The 16847-nt window shown below is 50.3% G+C and carries 15 protein-coding genes; 3 read left to right on the forward strand and 12 right to left on the reverse strand.

Translation table 11 applies throughout. From position 1 onward, the window contains the following. Window positions 1–637: 637 nt before the first annotated feature. Window positions 638–1897: a formyl-CoA transferase gene (frc, locus tag ACIQW9_RS14045; RefSeq protein WP_402338320.1), complete on the reverse strand. Its 1260-nt coding sequence runs from the start codon at window positions 1895–1897 to the stop codon at window positions 638–640. Between the two features lie 258 nt (window positions 1898–2155). Next, window positions 2156–3868 (reverse strand): oxalyl-CoA decarboxylase, encoded by a 1713-nt coding sequence (gene oxc, locus ACIQW9_RS14050; RefSeq protein ID WP_402338323.1) that lies wholly within the window; start codon window positions 3866–3868, stop codon window positions 2156–2158. 274 nt (window positions 3869–4142) lie between these two features. On the opposite strand from oxc, the gene ACIQW9_RS14055 reads away from it, so the two are divergent. Further along, window positions 4143–4751 carry a Crp/Fnr family transcriptional regulator gene (locus ACIQW9_RS14055; RefSeq protein ID WP_402338326.1) on the forward strand — a complete coding sequence of 203 codons (609 nt, stop codon included), beginning with the start codon at window positions 4143–4145 and terminating at the stop codon, window positions 4749–4751. Between the two features lie 41 nt (window positions 4752–4792). On the opposite strand, the gene ACIQW9_RS14060 is transcribed toward ACIQW9_RS14055, so the two are convergent. The 4 genes from ACIQW9_RS14060 to ACIQW9_RS14075 all read right to left on the reverse strand — a co-directional run bounded on the left by ACIQW9_RS14060 (window position 4793) and on the right by ACIQW9_RS14075 (window position 9109). Continuing rightward, window positions 4793–5626 (reverse strand): cytidylate kinase family protein, encoded by an 834-nt coding sequence (locus ACIQW9_RS14060; protein WP_402338329.1) that lies wholly within the window; start codon window positions 5624–5626, stop codon window positions 4793–4795. 216 nt (window positions 5627–5842) lie between these two features. Then, the gene (locus ACIQW9_RS14065) at window positions 5843–7372 is read right to left on the reverse strand and encodes a tripartite tricarboxylate transporter permease (protein ID WP_402338332.1); all 1530 of its coding nucleotides are present in this window, start codon (window positions 7370–7372) and stop codon (window positions 5843–5845) included. Window positions 7373–7448: 76 nt separating this feature from the next. Continuing rightward, a complete protein-coding gene (locus ACIQW9_RS14070; protein WP_402338335.1) occupies window positions 7449–7970 on the reverse strand; it encodes a tripartite tricarboxylate transporter TctB family protein in 522 nt (173 codons plus the stop codon). Between the two features lie 110 nt (window positions 7971–8080). Further along, window positions 8081–9109 (reverse strand): Bug family tripartite tricarboxylate transporter substrate binding protein, encoded by a 1029-nt coding sequence (locus ACIQW9_RS14075; RefSeq protein ID WP_402338338.1) that lies wholly within the window; start codon window positions 9107–9109, stop codon window positions 8081–8083. A 319-nt stretch (window positions 9110–9428) separates the two neighbouring features. On the opposite strand from ACIQW9_RS14075, the gene ACIQW9_RS14080 reads away from it, so the two are divergent. Further along, complete coding sequence (locus tag ACIQW9_RS14080; protein ID WP_402338341.1) at window positions 9429–9761, forward strand: hypothetical protein; 333 nt, start codon at window positions 9429–9431, stop codon at window positions 9759–9761. A 30-nt stretch (window positions 9762–9791) separates the two neighbouring features. Here ACIQW9_RS14080 and ACIQW9_RS14085 read toward each other — a convergent pair whose 3' ends face one another. From ACIQW9_RS14085 to ACIQW9_RS14105, 5 genes are all read right to left on the reverse strand, one after another. After that, window positions 9792–10802, reverse strand: a complete 1011-nt coding sequence (locus ACIQW9_RS14085; protein ID WP_402338343.1) for a 2-dehydropantoate 2-reductase — start codon at window positions 10800–10802, stop codon at window positions 9792–9794. 19 nt (window positions 10803–10821) lie between these two features. Continuing rightward, on the reverse strand, window positions 10822–11589 hold the full coding sequence (locus ACIQW9_RS14090) for a fumarylacetoacetate hydrolase family protein (protein ID WP_402338346.1): 768 nt from the start codon (window positions 11587–11589) through the stop codon (window positions 10822–10824). Between the two features lie 194 nt (window positions 11590–11783). Next, a complete protein-coding gene (sucD, locus tag ACIQW9_RS14095; RefSeq protein WP_304779614.1) occupies window positions 11784–12659 on the reverse strand; it encodes a succinate--CoA ligase subunit alpha in 876 nt (291 codons plus the stop codon). Between the two features lie 2 nt (window positions 12660–12661). Beyond that, entirely contained in the window at window positions 12662–13828 is a 1167-nt protein-coding gene (gene sucC / locus ACIQW9_RS14100) for an ADP-forming succinate--CoA ligase subunit beta (protein WP_402338349.1), read from the reverse strand. Between the two features lie 423 nt (window positions 13829–14251). After that, window positions 14252–14587: a hypothetical protein gene (locus tag ACIQW9_RS14105; protein WP_402338352.1), complete on the reverse strand. Its 336-nt coding sequence runs from the start codon at window positions 14585–14587 to the stop codon at window positions 14252–14254. A 146-nt stretch (window positions 14588–14733) separates the two neighbouring features. Between ACIQW9_RS14105 and ACIQW9_RS14110 the strand changes: the two genes are divergently transcribed. Next, on the forward strand, window positions 14734–15705 hold the full coding sequence (locus ACIQW9_RS14110; RefSeq protein WP_402338354.1) for a LysR family transcriptional regulator: 972 nt from the start codon (window positions 14734–14736) through the stop codon (window positions 15703–15705). An 87-nt stretch (window positions 15706–15792) separates the two neighbouring features. Here the strand turns inward: ACIQW9_RS14110 and ACIQW9_RS14115 are convergent, their stop codons facing one another. Then, window positions 15793–16770, reverse strand: a complete 978-nt coding sequence (locus tag ACIQW9_RS14115; protein WP_011869910.1) for an NAD(P)H-quinone oxidoreductase — start codon at window positions 16768–16770, stop codon at window positions 15793–15795. Between the last annotated feature and the right edge of the window lie 77 nt (window positions 16771–16847).

Consider the following 16847-nt stretch of genomic DNA (forward strand, 5'->3'; position numbering starts at 1 on the left):
GGGTTGAGCCTTGGCAAGCTGGGAATTCATCTGGAGCTATCCAAATGCTGATCTTGCAAATTTCGCATGCTGCTCCAACCACCATGCAAATGCATTGGTGATGAACACGCCCCCACCTGCCCAGTACCGAGTAATACCCTGTATTACATCCCTACTTGTAAGGCATCTCTAAAAGCCAGCTCACAGGCTTTTAGAGTTACCCTCATGCATGTATTTCCACACACACCAATTCAAGTGGCCGTATCATATCGATCTGCCAGTGCTTCCATCATTGACCCCGGTCAATTTTCAACGCATGACTTCAGCCCCAGATGGCCTGATCACATACCTCTCTGCAGTCTTTAAATCGACACGATCATGCTGCATGACAGCAAAAAAAGTAACATAACCATTTTGCCGTCAATTTACAAATAAATTCTCATGCAAGCAGACGTCATTGCCAGCCCTTTTTATTGAGTTGCACATCGGCGTCACGGCACAGCAAGCACACATTATGACTTGCCACTATACACCCGGCCCCGCATTTCCTGACCGACAGCGGCGACCGTTGCACCGGACATGTAGAGGAAGAGCAGGCGAAAAAAAACGGCGCCCTAAGGCGCCGTTTTTACAAGCTAAAAACCAGCTCGAATATTTCTTAAACTGCCTTGGATGTATGCAATGCAGCGATTTCTTCTTTGCTATAACCCAGGCTTGCCAACACTTCATCAGTGTGCTCACCCAACAGCGGCGATGCAGTGATTTCTGGCTTCAGATCGGAGAATTTGATCGGGCTACCAACGGTCAGGTATTTCTCGCCACGACCTTTGTGCTCAACTTCAACAATCGAACCACTTGCACGCAGTGAAGGATCATTAGCAATCTCTTTCATCGACATTACAGGTGCGCATGGAATGTCGAATTTGCGCAGGATATCCACAGCTTCAAATTTGGTTTTGTCTTTGAGCCATTCTTCGATCGTTGCGAAAATATCAAAGATCTTGTCTTGACGCGCATCTGGAGTGGTGTACGCCGGATCCGTTGCCCATTCATCTTTACCAATTGCATGAGCGATAGGTGGCCAAGCGTGATCTTGAACTGTGAAATAAATGTATGCGTTAGGATCAGTTTCCCAACCTTTACATTTCAGAACCCAACCAGGCTGACCGCCACCACCAGCGTTACCGCCACGTGGCACAACATCGGTAAATGTACCGTGTGGATATTGCGGGTATTCTTTCAATACGCCGAGTTTATCCAGACGTTGTTGATCGCGCAGCTTGACACGGCACAAGTTCAACACGGCGTCTTGCATTGCGACTGCAACTTTTTGACCCTTGCCGGTTTTTTGACGACCCATCAAGGCTGTCAAAATGCCGATTGCCAGATGCATACCAGTGTTGGTATCGCCAATTGCAGCTGCCGAAACAGTTGGTGGGCCGTCCCAGAAACCGGTTGTGGAAGCAGCACCGCCAGCGCATTGCGCCACGTTTTCGTAGACTTTCAAGTCTTCGTAATGGTGACCTTCGCTGAAACCCTTGACCGAAGCCATGATCATGCCTGGATTCAGTTCCTGAATACGCGCCCAGGAGAAACCCATACGATCCAAAGCGCCAGGACCGAAGTTTTCAACCATGACGTCGGATTCCTTGATCAGCTTTTCCAAAACTTCTTTACCTGCTGGAGTTTTGGTATCCAAAGTCAGCGAACGCTTGTTGCTGTTCAACATCGTGAAGTACAGAGCGTCGGCACCAGGAATGTCACGCAACTGGTTACGTGTCACGTCACCGGAACCTGGACGCTCAACTTTGATCACGTCAGCGCCGAACCAAGCCAGCAACTGTGTACATGCAGGACCAGCTTGCACGTGGGTGAAATCGATGATCTTAATGCCTGCTAATGGTAATGTTTGACTCATGATTGGTAAATTTCCTTCTCAATCGTTTAACTTACTCCTGAAAGCATGTACTCTCGTTTCAGGAAGTGAAAAACCACCCGGACATTCAGGTGGAATCGCGCCATTATGTTACTGGCTGTATTCCAATACTACTTGGAGTTCTTAACCGCTTAGTCTAGTGCTGCACCGTAGGGAGTGTCAAGCCGGGGCAGGCTTGACTTTTCCAACTATGCTGCCTCGCCACTACCTGCGCATGGCTTGCGCCATGCGCGACCAGTCTTACTTCTTCTTGCCAATCGTGCTAACGATGTTCAGATTGCCGATACGGCCAGATTCAACACCAGCAGCTGGGTCGATGATGGCTTCGATCAAGGTCGGCTTACCCGACTTGAGGGATGCTTCCAAAGCTTTTGTCAGCTCTTCCGGAGTATTGACGCGAACGCCTTCGCCACCGACGGCTTGCATCAACAAATCGTAGCGTGTGTTCGGATTGAACGTCATGCACGAAACCTGATGCGCCGGGTTCGCTTCGTCGCCACGATAAATACCACCGTTGTTCATGATAATCACGGTTACTGGCAGGTTGTAACGAGTGATGGTTTCGATTTCCATACCGCTGAAACCAAATGCGCTATCGCCGCAAACTGCAACGACTGGCTTGCCGGTTTCCACTGCGGCTGCAACTGCCGAACCCATACCAACACCCATGACGCCCCAAGTACCGGTATCAACGCGTTTGCGTGGTTGATATTGATCGATAATCATACGTGCGTTGTCGAGTGCGTTTGCACCTTCGTTTACCAAGGTAACGTCCTGATGGTTTTTCAACACATCACGAATTGCGCCCAGCGAGTTGAAGTAGTTCATGACTGGTGTAGCGGTGGTCAGCTTGGTGCCCAGCTTCGCTTTGGAGCCGCTCGCACGTTCAGCAATAGCGTCCATCCATTCTGTTGGCTTGGCCATGCCCTTCAAGCCAGCGCGCAGTGCGTTGACGCAGGATTCAACGTCACCAACCAGCGGCGCCGCGATTGGGACGTTGCTGTCCATTTCGTTCGCCTGAATATCGATTTGCACGAATTTCTTCGCACCACCCCATGTCTTGCCTTTACCGTGGGCCAGCAACCAGTTCAGACGCGCGCCGATCAGCACGACAACGTCAGACTCTTGCAACACCATCGAACGCGCTGCAGCAGCGCATTGTGGATGGATATCGGAAACCAGACCCTTAGCCATCGACATTGGCGTAAATGGAATACCGGTTTCTTCGATCAACGCTTTGATATCTGCGTCGCATTGTGCGTAAGCAGCACCTTTACCGAGCAAGATCAATGGCTTTTTAGCGCCTTTGATCAATGCAACAGCGCGCGCAACAGCGTCTGGACCTGGGATCTGTGCTGGAGCCGGATCAACAGGAACGAACAGAGTTTTCGCGCCTTCTTCTGCACTCATCGTGGTGCTGAACAGACGTGCTGGGATATCCAGATACACGCCGCCTGGACGACCCGACAATGCTGTACGGATAGCGCGAACAACTGCTACGCCGATGTCTTCAGTACGGTTGATACGGAAAGAAGCTTTGCAATGCGGACGAGCGATGTTCAACTGGTCCATTTCTTCGTAATCGCCTTGTTGCAGATCGACGACTTCGCGTTCGCTGGAGCCGCTGATCAGGATCATCGGGAAGCAGTTGGTCGTGGCATTAGCCAAAGCGGTCAAACCATTCAGGAAGCCTGGCGCGGAAACGGTCACGCAAATACCTGGCTTCTTGGTCAGGTAACCGGCAACCGATGCCGCATAACCCGCATTTTGCTCATTACGGAAACTGAAGAACTTGTTCCCACGCGCTTGCCACATACGGCCGATCTCTGTGACAGGAATACCAAGCAAACCGTAGATGTTGGTAATACCGTTCATCTCCAGGGCTTCCATCAACAGATGGAAACCATCGGTCAGCTCTACGCCTTCTGTCGTCGCTTGAATGTCGTTTTTCATAATGGATTCTTCTCTTCGTTAATTTAGTCTGAGCAATTGCTCAGACCGTGGCGCGCTGGCGCTTTGCCAGCCCTTTTACTTGCAAGGCACCTCTAAAAATCAGATCGGGTGACTTTTAGAGATACCCTTAGATATGCGCTTTTACGCATATCTATCCAAGTGGGGGTATCATAGCGATGTGTCGGCGCCTCTATCATTGACCCCGGTCAATTTTCAACGCATGATATCCAAGTAGCTCTTCCCCTCTGATCCTTTTGTTACTTTATCAAAGTAAATGCCGACTGTAGATAATCATCCTGAGCGTAATGTCATTCGTGTTCAGCTCAAACAAAATGTCGTCTTGAAAGAGATGAGTGAAAGCGAGTGGGCCGAGCTTGAGCCGCACCTGCTCGTCGTGGATTGCCCTAAAGGCGACTTCCTGCTGCATCAGGGTGTGCATGAAATGGAGCAGTATTTCATACTCGATGGCATCCTGAAGCGAGTGGTTACCAACCAGCAAGCGAAGGAAATGATCTTGCGCTTCGCGGATGAACGCAGCATGGAGACAAGTTACGCCGCCTGGCGCTTAAAAACCCCAACCCCCTACAGTATTATCTGCGTGACAAAAGCCCGCGTAGTAAAGCTGCCGTTATTGCAATGGATTGCGTTCATGGAAAAACATGAGCATGTCAAACAGGCATTTGAATACGATGTCATGCATCTGATGAGTGAGATTATGGCACATACCATTACTCTGCATTTACTCGACGCGCCAGGCCGTGTGCAACGCTTTGTACGCAAACATTCGGATTTGTTCGATCGCATTCCCAAAAAAGAATTGGCTTCCTATCTGAATCTCTCTCCAGAGACGCTGAGCCGGCTAAAACATCAGGGAAAAATCTGACCCGGGAAAACCGCAGGTCAGACCCAAATCGCATTATCAGACTAGTATGCCCCGGATGAGTATAGTTTTGAATTTGCCATCAGGCGCAACTGATTGTCCACACTGACAACACCGGTTACGGCCGAGGCCACCCTCTCTGCTGCAATCAACTCATCCGCATGCAACACAATTCCGCTTAACACCACACGCCCGGCATTCGCCTCGATAGTGACTCTTACATCATGGCTGGCCGGATTACTCCGTAACGCAGCGCGCACATGCGTCTCAAGCGCCATGTTTTCAAGCACGGCTTGCGATGCTGCAGACTCCTGAAATTCAGGCCGACCCACCAGGCTCAAAATTTGCGATGCACAGCTTTCAATAGACAACCGATCGGTATTGAGCACCAGATCATATAAAATCGGATCGCCCCACTCCACCCCGAACTGCTGCTGCATGCGAGCGCTATGCGCCGCATCGCTACGACGAATTTCCGCCTCGGCAAAGTCGGCATCATCAGTTTCCAAATGCGCCATTAACCATTCAACCCGCTTGCTCATGGAGCGCGTGACTCGAACAGTCACCACATGCGGCACAGGCCTAAGCAGACAAGTCGCACCCCAGCCACGCAATATCACATTGCCCTTCCGCGCCAAATCAAAAACTTCTTCGGCCGTGTACAAAGCCATACTTTCGTCATCCGTCGTTATCCTGTCGACAAAACCAGCCTTCCCCTCCCGCAATCGGCGAATTACGCTTTTGCTCAAATCCATCTTTTCCGCAAGATGATCGATTATCTCGTGCTTCATCACAGCAAGATTCTGGGTTTTTGCCAAATGCACGGCAATATCCTTGGCGAGCGAGCCCATTTCCTGCGTCATTGCGATCACTGGCATAGCGGTTCCTTTAATTATGAATTGATGTTTTTAGCCCAAGACTGAAAGAAAAATATCGATATAGCACAATTCAAAGCCCTCAATCAGACCAACTTACCCTGCTAACGTTCCCGCATGGAAAAGAACAATGCCCCACAAGGCTAAAACCTTGCGGGGCATTGGATCACATCTTGAGGCCGTTGATTACAGCAACCCCTTGATCAGATTAGGCAAAAATCATTCTGCTGCACGGTGCTCTGCGAATTCATCCTTTTTAGGAGGGCGAACCAGTGCGATCACACGAGAAATCAGCGGCCAGAACAACATAATCAGCGCCAGAGCGGTAATGGTGCCAACCAGACCGTTCGAGAACATGACCGATACGTCACCTTGCGACGACAGCATCGCTTGGCGGAACGAATCTTCTGCATTACGACCCAGGACCAGCGCCAGAACCAATGGAGCCAACGGATAGTCCAGTTTCTTGAACAGATAGCCGACCACACCAAACACCAGCATCAACCAGATATCGAACATTGCATTATTAACGGTGTAAGCACCGATACCGCAAATTACGATAATCACCGGGGCAATGATCGAGAATGGAATACGCAAGATCGATGCAAACAGCGGGACTGTTGTCAGAACGACTACCAGGCCAACCAGGTTACCCAGATACATACTGGCGATCAGGCCCCAAACGAAGTCATGTTGCTCAGTGAACAACAATGGACCAGGTTGCAGACCCCAGATCAGCAGACCGCCGAGCAGAACAGCCGCTGTTGGCGAACCCGGAATACCCAGAGCCAACATAGGCAGCAACGCTGCAGTACCAGCAGCATGCGCTGCAGTTTCAGGAGCAACCACGCCCTCGAGTTCACCAGTACCGAACTTATGACCGTTCTTAGACATTTTCTTGGCCAGACCGTAAGACATGAACGATGCAGGTGTTGCACCGCCTGGGGTAATACCCATCCAGATACCAACCATGGCGCTGCGCAACGAAGTAACCCAGTATTGGGGCAGTTTTTTCCAGGTCTGGAACACGATTTTAGGATCGATTTTTGCCGATTTACCGGAGAACGCCAGGCCTTCTTCCATCGACAACAGAATCTCACCGATACCGAACAAACCGATAACCGCGATCAGGAAGTCAAAACCACGCATCAACTCTTCGAATCCGAAGGTCATACGCAATTGACCGGTAACCGTATCCATACCTACCGATGCCAACGCGAAACCGAGGGCCATCGAAGCAAGAATTTTCAGCGGTGAACCCTTACCCATACCAACGAAACTACAGAAGGTGAGCAGATAAACCGAGAAGAACTCAGGCGCGCCGAAACGCAACGCGAATTTAGCAACCAGTGGTGCCAGGAAAGTGATCATCACAACAGCAACGAACGCGCCGATAAACGAAGACGTGAATGCACCCGTCAACGCCTCACCAGCATTACCCTTTTGCGCCATTGGGTAACCGTCGAACGTAGTCGCAACTGACCACGGCTCACCTGGAATATTGAACAGGATGGAAGTAATAGCCCCCCCGAACAACGCTCCCCAATACAGGCACGACAACATGATAATCGCTGAAGTCGGCGACATCGTGAATGTGAGTGGCAACAGAATTGCCACGCCGTTTGCACCACCCAAACCAGGCAGCACCCCAATCAGCACACCCAGGGTGATACCGATTACCATCAGCAACAGGTTCATTGGCGTCAAAATGACCGCGAACCCGTGAAATAATGAATTAATTTCGTCCATTTTACTTAAAACTCCTTGAATTCCAATCTGACTCAGTAGTTAGCTAGCACCTGATCTTGCGATCACATGCACAAGCTTAATAACCGAGGAAGCTCAAAAGATTTATAGACCCTTTGTACAGGGGCACTTTAAACCACACTTCAAACATCATGAAAAATACGACATTGACGACAAGCGCCGCGATAATGGCTTTAATAGTAGAGAATTTGCCAAGTATGATCATGAACAACGCGATATAAACGGCGGAAGAAATATAAACGCCGAATACCTCGATTGCTCCGACATAAACAATTGCCGGAATGAACACTTGCATAACGCGCTTGAATTGCTCGCCATCGACGAAAACTTCAGTATTTTTGTTCTTGCCAAAGAGCGATGAAAACAATGTGCCTGCGCCTGATATACAGATCAGAACACCAATACCAAATGGGAAATAACCTGAGCCTGGACCGTCACTGGTCCAAGTCGCACCTAATTTCCAGCTTGCGATAACAACAGTAATACCCAGCGCCAATAGAATGGCAGCGACCACAGCGTCTACGACATACGTCGCTACGCCAGTGCGAGCGCCATCGCCGGATTCCAAATTCTGATCCATGAGGAATGCTCCTGAAAATTTTTTACAATGAGTTGGGGCGCGCGAGCTAACTGGCACTACCGACCCGGTCGGTAGTGCAGCCTCTCTTCTTATTTGCCCTGATTAGTCTATTACTTCTTGGCCATGAAGCCGGCTTCTTGCATCAAAGTAGCGTGTTGCTTCTCTGCAGCTTCGAGCCATGTTTTGAAGTCATTGCCGGTTTTGAAGGAAGTGTTGAACGCACCTTTTTCCATGTAGTCTTTCCACTCTGGCGTTGCGCGCACTTTGGTGAACAGGTCTACGTAGTAAGCCAGTTGATCAGCAGTGACGTTTGGCGGCATGAAAATACCACGCAACATGGTGTAGTCGGTTGGGATACCCGCTTCTTTACATGTTGGAATGTCATTCCAGGATTGGGTTTCGGTGATTTTCGCTTTGTAAGGCATACGCTGGTCATCGAATACGCATTGCGCCTTCAATTTACCTGCACGCCATTGCGAAACTGCTTCAATTGGGTTGTTCACGGTTGAATCGATGTGATTACCAACCAATTGAACAGCAACTTCACCGCCGCCTTTGTATGGAATGTAGATGAACTTGGTGCCTGTAGCTTTTTCCAGTCCGGCAGTAATGATTTGATCTTCCTGCTTGGAACCGGTGCCGCCCATTTTGAACTTATTCGGGCCAGCTGCCTTGACTGCATCAATGTACTCTTTTGCCGATTTGTATGGCTTTTCAGCATTCGTCCACAGAACGAATTGATCCAGCGCCAACATTGCAACTGGAGTCATTTCTTTCCAGTTGAATGGAACACCCGTTGCCATAGGCGTGGTGAACAGGTTCGACAGGGTGATGATGATTTTGTGTGGATCGCCTTTAGAACCTTTAACGTCAAGGAAGCCTTCAGCGCCAGCACCGCCAGAACGATTGACAACGATCAAAGGTTCTTTCATCAGTTTGTTTTTGATGATGACGCCTTGAATCAGACGAGCCATTTGGTCAGCGCCACCGCCAGTGCCAGCTGGCACAACGAATTCGACTGGTTTGGTTGGTTCCCAGGCAGCGAAGGCCGGGGTTGCGGTCAGTGCAACTGCTGCAAATGCGCCGGCGGTTGCCTTTGCGATGCCACTTGATGAATGCGAAATGAATTCCTTGATCATTGCTGTCTCCTGTTAATAATAATTTTGACTACTTTTTACTGCTTGCCGCGTCGAGGTGCCTTGTGAGCACTAGCATGGTGCGACCCTCCAATGCCTTCAAACATAACTTCTAGTTACTTTTAATTTTCAAAGATAGTGTGGCTTTTCTTTGAAAATTCTCTTGACCGGCGTCAAGTTTTCGGGACTCCGGTCATTGTTTGATCGCATTAGCGATGTTTCGCTTTAGTAACTTCTTGCAAGTTATTGCGCAACATTTACGAGCTCCATTTCTCGCATTTGCTCACGCAACGAATAAAGCGATTCAATGTGCCATCTTTATATGTGGCCGTCATCAAACAGCTTTTTCTACTCAAATCCGAAACATCGTCTATCTATTCTTACTGCCGTATTCCGTATTGCTTTGCACGAGTGTGCCATCCTTGAGAGGCAAATTGGGAAAAACTTTGCCAAAACAGCAGTACGTATTTATACGTATTCCAAATTTCTCAAAAATCCATCACCCGAAATTTATTTGCCACTGCCGAATCATTCAATTAAAAATATTCCGGCTGAGCTTATGTATTTTCATGATGTTGCACGAGGCGTCATCACTTATTTCACTTCCCGACATTCAGCTACAGCTTGTATGCAGCATTTAAAAAAAAGCCCATGAAAATTTCACGGGCTTTTTATTCATGCGTACTTATGCAACCTTTTGCAGTTTGACCTGACCGGATTCTTCTTCCATGGTTTTCGCCAGCAACTTGACCAACGCGTAGACAGTGTCGATATGCGGTGTTGGGGTTTCAGTCAAACGACCAAGTTCAACTACCGACCCTACCAGAGCGTCGATTTCCGGATCGCGACCTGCTTCAACGTCTTGCAGCATCGAGGTTTTGTGCTTGCCTACTTTTTCAGCACCGGCGATGCGCTTGTCGAGCGTGACGCGGAATTCAATACCCAGCTTGTTCGCAACGGTTTGCGCTTCCGTCATCATGGCGGCTGCCAGTTCGCGCGACAGTGGAAATTGACAGATATCCTGCAAGGTCGAGTGCGACAGCGCGCTGATAGGGTTGAACGTCAGATTGCCCCACAGCTTGAGCCACATTTCGGAACGAATGTTCTCCAGCACAGGCGATTTGAATCCTGCATTGGTAAAGCATTCCGAAACGCGAGTTGCGCGTTCGCTGATCGAACCATCAAGTTCACCGATAGGGAAACGGTCACCTTCAATGTGCTTGATAACGCCTGGCGCGATCAATTCCGATGCAGGATAGACGACGCAACCAAGTACGCGGTCAGCAGGGATCAGAGCGGTAATCTTGCCGGTCGGATCGACGCTTTCAACACGCGTGCCAGCCAGCTTGCCGCCATGCTTGTGGAAGTACCAGAACGGAATACCATTTTGCATTGTGACGATGACGGTTTCAGGGCCGATCAGTTTTGGCAGGTCGTCGGCGATCGCTTCGAGTTGATGCGCCTTCATTGCTAGAACGATGATGTCTTGATGACCAGCTTCGTCGTAGTTGTTGGTTGCCTTGACATTCGATGCCACGTGCTCGGAACCATCGTGCATGATCAGCTTGGCGCCATTCTTGCGAATCGCTTCCAGATTGGCGCCGCGCACGATGAACGTAACATCTTCACCAGCCAGTGCCAACTTGACGCCCACGTAACCACCGATTGCGCCTGCTCCTATAACAGCAATTTTCATAATTTTTACCTCGCCACTATTATTTAAAATCATTTGTGAGCTTGCCGATACCAGCAATCTCAACTTCCACGACGCTACCCGGCTTCATCGAGCCGACACCTACCGAGGTGCCACACAAGATGATGTCGCCTGGGAACAGCGTCATATCGGCGGAAATCATGCTTACCAATTGCTGCGTGGAGAAACGCATATCGCTAATTGGATAGTTTTGACGAACATCGCCGTTCAGAACAGTTTTAACAACCAGTGTGGTTGGATCCAGATCGGTTGCAATCGTCGGGCCGAATGGGCAGAAAGTGTCCAGACCTTTGGCACGTACCCATTGTGCAAACGATTCATCGCGATTCAGGATAGTCGCAACGGTAACGTCGTTTGCTACGGTGTAACCGAACACATAATCCATTGCATCCGCTTCCGACACTGCCTTCGCAGTTTTTCCGATCACGATACCGAGCTCACCTTCGAAGACGACTTTGTCATCTGTTGGCGGCTTCTGAATGGTTTCACCTGGATTCAGATAGGAGTTTGGCGCCTTGATCAGGTACAGCGGTTCTTTTGGATCTGCCAGATTCAGTTTCTTCGCTAATTCATGGAAGTTATTCCACATAGCGATGATTTTGGTTGGCTGCGCCGGCATCAGGACTTTCACGTCGTTGATATTCAACACCGTGTCCGTCTTGACTGGATTAGCGAACATATCGCCGGTATAGACTTGAATGTTATCGCCTTCAAGCGTACCGAATTGCGTGTTACCTGCGTGACTAAAGCGTACCCAACGTTGTGACATTTTTTACTCTCTCAAGATTTAAAAACTTGTACTGTTACTTCAAGGCAGACCTGCGCGAACTTGCGCTCTAGCGCGGTCACATCCCGGCGTGCACAATAGGCGCACATGCATGTAGTAACTATCTCTACAGAAAACACCGTGTATTTCCTGTAGAGATAACACTCCCCATGCATGGGGAGTGTCGGAACTTCTTATTACAGAACCGATTTCAGCAAACGGCCCATTTCAGCTGGGTTACGTGTGACTTTGATGCCGCACGCTTCCATCACAGCCAGTTTCTCTTGCGCTGTACCTTTGCCGCCAGAGATGATCGCACCGGCGTGGCCCATGCGTTTGCCTTCTGGTGCGGTGACGCCAGCGATGAAGCCGATCACTGGCTTCTTCATATTGTCTTTGACCCAGCGCGCGCACATTTCTTCTGCATCGCCGCCAATTTCGCCAACCATGATGACCGCATCGGTATCAGGATCGTCATTGAACATACGCAAGATATCGATGTGCTTCAAGCCGCTGACTGGATCGCCGCCGATACCGACCACGGTTGATTGACCGAGACCGAATTCAGCCAATTGACCAGCTGCTTCATAGGTCAATGTGCCTGAGCGCGAAACCACGCCAATACGGCCTTTCTTGTGGATGTGACCTGGCATGATGCCGATCTTGATTTCATCTGGTGTAATCAAGCCTGGGCAGTTCGGTCCGAGCAGCAAGGTTTTTTTACCTTCCATGCGTGCTTTGGTACGAATCATGTCGCGTACTGGAATGCCTTCAGTAATACAAATCACCAGATCCATGCCGGCATCGACTGCTTCATCGATTGCTGCAGCAGCAAACGGAGGCGGCACATAAATAACCGAAACGGTTGCGCCGGTTTCTGCGGCAGCTTCCTTGACGGTTGCGTAGATAGGCACGCCTTCAAACGATTCGCCAGGTTTCTTTGGGTTCACGCCAGCAACGAAACAGTTTTTACCATTTGCGTATTCGATACACATTTTGGTGTGGAACTGACCGGTTTTACCGGTGATGCCTTGGGTGATGACTTTGGTATCTTTATTGATCAGGATTGACATGCTTATTTCCCCTGTGCTGCGTTGACGACTTTTTCAGCCGCTTCAGCCATGTTGTTTGCAGTGATGATAGGAAGACCCGATTCCGCCAGAATCTTCTTGCCCAGTTCTTCGTTGGTGCCCGCCATGCGAACGACCAGTGGAACGGTCAGATCAACCTGTTTCGCTGCTGCGATCACGCCTTGTGCGATCACGTCGCACTTCATGATGCCGCCGAAGATGTTGACCAGAATCGCCTTGATGTCCGGGTTTTTCAACATGATTTTGAACGCTTCGGTCACTTTCTCAGTCGTGGCTCCGCCGCCGACGTCGAGGAAGTTGGCTGGCGAGCCGCCGTACAATTTGATGACGTCCATCGTTGCCATTGCCAAACCTGCGCCGTTAACTAGGCAACCGATGTTGCCGTCGAGCGAGATGTAGGTCAGGTCGAATTTCGATGCTTCGATTTCAGCTGGATCTTCTTCGTCCAGATCGCGCATTTCAACGATTTCCGGATGACGATACAGTGCATTCGAATCGAAATTGAATTTCGCGTCGAGTGCAACGATACGGTCGTCGCCGGTAACGATCAATGGATTGATCTCAGCCAGCGACGCATCGGTTTCGTCGAATGCCTTGTACAAGCCTTGCATGAATGCGCGCGCTTGTGGAACCGAACCTTCAGGCACACCGATTTTGCGGGCGATGTCATCAGCCTCGCTATCGAGCAAACCCTTGACTGGATCGATGAATACCTTGTGGATTTTTTCAGGAGTATGTTCAGCGACGTGTTCGATGTCCATGCCGCCTTCGCTGGATGCCATCAGGGCAACGCGTTGGCTACCACGATCAACGACCATACCGACATACAGTTCTTTCTTGATGTCAGCGCCTTCTTCGATCAGCAAGCGCTTGACCAGACGACCTTCAGGGCCGGTTTGGTGCGTCACCAACGTCATGCCGAGAATGTCGTTCGCATATTTGCGCACTTCGTCCAGCGATTTCGCAACTTTAACGCCGCCGCCTTTGCCGCGACCACCAGCATGAATCTGTGCCTTAACAACCCAGACTTTGCCACCAAGTTTTTCAGCAGCCTGAACAGCTTCATCTACGGAAAAACAGGGGAAACCTTTTGGTGTCGTGACACCGTACTTACGCAGTATTTCTTTTCCTTGATACTCGTGGATATTCATGATCGTCCTTGTTGATAACCAATTTTTGGCAGCGTATCGCTACGATAAATTTTTTTTGCATTTAATCCACGCAAAAGCCGTCGATGTCATCCAGCAAAAGTTATTATATTAACAGCTGCCAAGTCGAATGAAAACGGTGATCGGGATTGTGCGAGAACCATCTCCCGAACTCCTTGACCACGGTTAAGATTCGATATCGCGCCCACCAATCAATTTACCATCCGGCAAATTGATTAATAAAGCAGCGTCCGCGCAAGCACGGGCAGCGATTCTTTCATCGCTTTTTTGCAGACAACAAATTGAGTGAGCCGCATACTATACGCGGTGCAACATCGAACTGATCAGTTGATGTACACAGTACAGATGCCTTGCATTCCTGCACGCTTGCACCAGGTCATGGCGAAACGTGCACAGATGCCGTGCTCAAACGCCGACTTCACCCCGTTGAATTTCCGCCCAATTTACCGGACGGGTCACACGGGTTCCGCTCGCTGTCATATTCTCATAGCAGCGTGCTTTAGCAGCTTGTATTGCTTCAATCAGGAAATCAGCTTCATACACTTTCAGGAGATGCGCCTGGCATGTCTCCAGATAATGTTGAAGGCGATTACGTCCGCCTGCGATGACAGCGAGATCGTCGCCTGTGTTCGCATCCCAGTACCAGCTCAGGCCGAGTTCGTAGAACGCCGCGTTGTAGGCGTTACGATGAAGATCTGCTGCATCATCTGCAGAATATTGATCCAGAGCGGCTGTGAACATGGTAATTCTCCTGTATGTACTTTCATACTCGTTTGGAGGCGTTTTCCAAACTTGAATTGCATATTAGGGGTAAAAAATTATTAGGCATAGTTAAAGTATTTAATCATAATGATTCCTTCTGGCTTATACATGAGGTATTTCATACCGTGAAAAATGCAACACTCAGGCAATTAAAGGTTTTTGAGACGGTCGCCCGCCTCCTCAGCTTCTCGCGCGCAGCAGAAGAACTGCATCTGACGCAACCTGCCGTATCCACGCAAGTCAAAAAACTGGAAGATCACGCCGGCCTCGCCCTGTTCGAACAACTGGGCAAGAAAATCTACCTGACGCCGGGCGGCACCGAGCTTTTGCATTACAGCCGGGCCATCATTCAGCAATTCCAGGAAGCCGAAGATGCGATGACGCAATTCAAGGGCATCACTGGCGGCAAATTGAATGTCGCCGTAATCAGCGCGGGCGATTACTTCTTCCCTCGCCTGCTGGTGGAATTTGCGCGCAGTCATCAAGGTGTGACGCTGAATCTGTCCGTACACAACCGCGAGGGCTTGCTGAACCAGCTCGCCAACAACCTGACCGACCTGGCAATTATGGTGCGGCCGCCGACCGATATGGATACGATCAACGAACCGTTTGCGCCGCACCCCTACGTCATTGTGGCGGCCCCGGACCATCATCTGGTCTCGAAGAAAAATATCCCGATGAGCACCCTGATACACGAACCTTTCGTTGTCAGGGAAAAAGGTTCGGATACCTGGCACTCAATGGAAGACGGCTTCGGCAACCGCATCGACGACCTCAACATCGCGATGGAAATCAAGAGTACTGAAACCATCAAACAGGCAGTGATCGCCGGCATGGGCATCAGCTTCCTGTCAGCGCATACCATTAGTATGGAATTGCAAGCCGGCAGTCTCACGGTACTGGACGTGGAAGGCTTTCCGGTCATGCTGAACTGGTATGTCGTCCATAGAAAGAACAAGCGCCTGCCGCCAGTCGCACAGGCGTTCAGAAACTTCCTGCTGAACGAAGGGCCGGAGTTGATCGAACGCATCATCCGCTACAATCCAAAACCGGGCCGTCAGTTAAGCAATCTGCCAGCCAAGTCAAAGCGGAAGTAAGCCCGAATAAATTCAGTGCAAGAATGAAAAAAGCCCGTTTGTCGCAAATGACAAACGGGCTTTTTTCATCAAGCAAACTGTTCCGGCTTATACCTTCAACACAATCTTGCCGATATGCGTACTGCTCTCCATCAAGGCATGCGCTTGCGCCGCATCTTCCAGTGCGAAAGTTTGGTACACGACAGGTTTGATCTTGCCTGCCTCAATCAGCGGCCAGACTTTTGTACGCAATTGATCGGCAATCGCCGCCTTGAAAGCAACCGGGCGTGCGCGCAAGGTCGAGCCGGTGATCGTCAAGCGACGCATCATGACTTGCCCAAGGCTGAGTGTCGCCTTGTTGCCGCCCGCCAGCGCGATGAATACCAGGCGGCCATCGTCAGCCAGGCAATTGATTTCACGCGCCACATAATCGCCGCCTATGATGTCGAGAATCACATCGACGCCCTTACCGTTGGTCGCAGCCTTGACGACCTCGACAAAATCTTCCGTCTTGTAATTGATGCCGCGTTCTGCGCCCAGCACTTCGCAGGCGCGGCATTTCTCATCGCTGCCGGCAGTAGCAAATACGCGATGGCCGAGCGCAGTGGCGATCTGAATTGCCGTCACGCCGATACCGGATGTGCCGCCTTGCACCAGCAAGGTTTCGTTGCCGGTCAAGCCGACGCGATCGAAAACATTGCTCCAGACGGTGAAGAATGTTTCCGGCAACGAGGCCGCTTCCACCACATCCAGACCTTTTGGAATAGGCAAACATTGTTCGACCGGCGCGGTGCAGTATTCTGCATAGCCGCCGCCTTGCGCCAGCGCGCACACCATATCGCCGATTTTGAAACCGCTGTCTGCCAGATCGCCGCCGACCACTTCACCGGCGATTTCCAGGCCTGGAATATCTGACGCGCCTTTCGGCACAGCATAGCTACCCAGACGCTGCCACACGTCAGGACGATTGATGCCGGCCGCATGCACCTTGATCAGCAGCTCGCCAGCCTTGGGTTCAGGCATAGGGCGCTCGCAGAGCTTCAATACATCTGGTGGGCCGGGCTGAGTAATCTCGATCGCGCGCATGGGTATATCCTTTATTGTGAAGACGTTGAAGGCAGCAAGGATATTCGATAATCACTTCCTCTGCCAGACAGGGCAAT

The sequence above is a fragment of the Herminiimonas sp. NPDC097707 genome (assembly GCF_044761395.1).
Lineage (GTDB): Bacteria > Pseudomonadota > Gammaproteobacteria > Burkholderiales > Burkholderiaceae_D > Oxalicibacterium.